1 protein-coding gene is annotated in these 1,193 nt (G+C 58.0%); it reads left to right on the top strand.

Going from position 1 to position 1,193, the window contains the following annotated elements; genetic code table 11:
- Positions 1–64 precede the first annotated feature (64 nt).
- A protein-coding gene (locus NGJ44_RS23090; RefSeq protein WP_109442139.1) for an IS3 family transposase occupies positions 65–1,152 on the top strand; the annotation gives its coding sequence in 2 pieces (ribosomal slippage) (positions 65–317 and positions 317–1,152; 1,089 coding nt in all).
- The last annotated feature ends 41 nt before the right edge of the window (positions 1,153–1,193 follow it).

Here is a 1,193-nt window from a genome sequence, read left to right as displayed (position 1 = left end):
GGTAATCCCCCCGCAAAAGCGTTGAGGTCAGAAGTAGAATTTTCTCGTTGAGGAGTTCTACAGCATGAAGAAGTCACGATTCACGGACAGCCAGATCATCGAAGCCATCAAACGGGTGGAAGCCGGCCTTGCGGTACCCGAACTGTGCCGGGAGCTGGGCATCAGCTCGGCGACGTTCTACAAGTGGCGATCGAAGTACGGTGGCATGGACGTATCGCTGATGGCACGGATGAAGGAGCTGGAAGCCGAGAACGCGCGCCTGCGCAAGATGTACGTCGAGGAGAAGCTCAAGGCCGAGATCGTGACGGAGGCGCTCGAAAAAAAGTGGTGAGGCCATCTCGCCGCCGCGAGATGGCCCGACGTGCCGTGCAAGATCACGGCGTATCAATCCGGATGGCTTGCGAGGCGTTCAGCATTAGCCAGACCTGCTATCGGTACATCGCCAAGACCGACGCCGAGAACGAGGAGATCGCAAACTGGCTGCTTCGCCTGACGGACAACCACCGCAATTGGGGCTTTGGGTTGTGCTTTCTGTACCTGCGTAATGTCCGCGGCTTGCGGTGGAACCACAAGCGCGTGTACCGGATCTACCGCGAGCTCGAGTTGAACTTGCGGATCAAACCGCGCAAACGGCTGGTTCGGCAGGCGCCCGAGCCGTTGACGGTACCTACCCAGGTCAACCAGGTGTGGTCGATGGACTTCATGCACGACCAACTTGCCGACGGACGTAGCATCCGAGTGCTGAACGTGATCGACGACTTTAACCGCGAGGCGCTGGGCATCGAGGTCGACTTCTCGTTGCCTTCAGAGCGTGTGATTCGCACGCTCAAGCAGATCATTGGCTGGCGAGGAAAACCCTCGGCGATTCGTTGCGACAACGGTCCGGAGTACCTGAGTGCGGCCATTGTGCAGTGGGCAAGCACATGGGGCATCAAGCTCGAATATATTCAACCGGGCCGACCCCAGCAGAACGCCTACGTCGAGCGATTCAACCGGACCGTTCGCTACGAATGGCTGTCCCAATATCATTGGGACGATCTGGATCACGTTCAGCGTGTCGCTACGCAGTGGATGTGGTCCTACAATCACGAGCGCCCAAATATGGCTCTGGGCGGATTTACCCCAAAACAGCGGCTCGCCATGGCCGCATAGCGTTCCTACTTCTGGCAAACGCTAAAAATGGGGGGATTACC

Source organism: Achromobacter sp. Marseille-Q4962, from assembly GCF_943737005.1.
Lineage (GTDB): Bacteria > Pseudomonadota > Gammaproteobacteria > Burkholderiales > Burkholderiaceae_B > Achromobacter.
The sequence above is the reverse complement of the archived record's forward strand: the minus strand, read 5'-3'. Positions and strand labels throughout refer to the sequence as shown.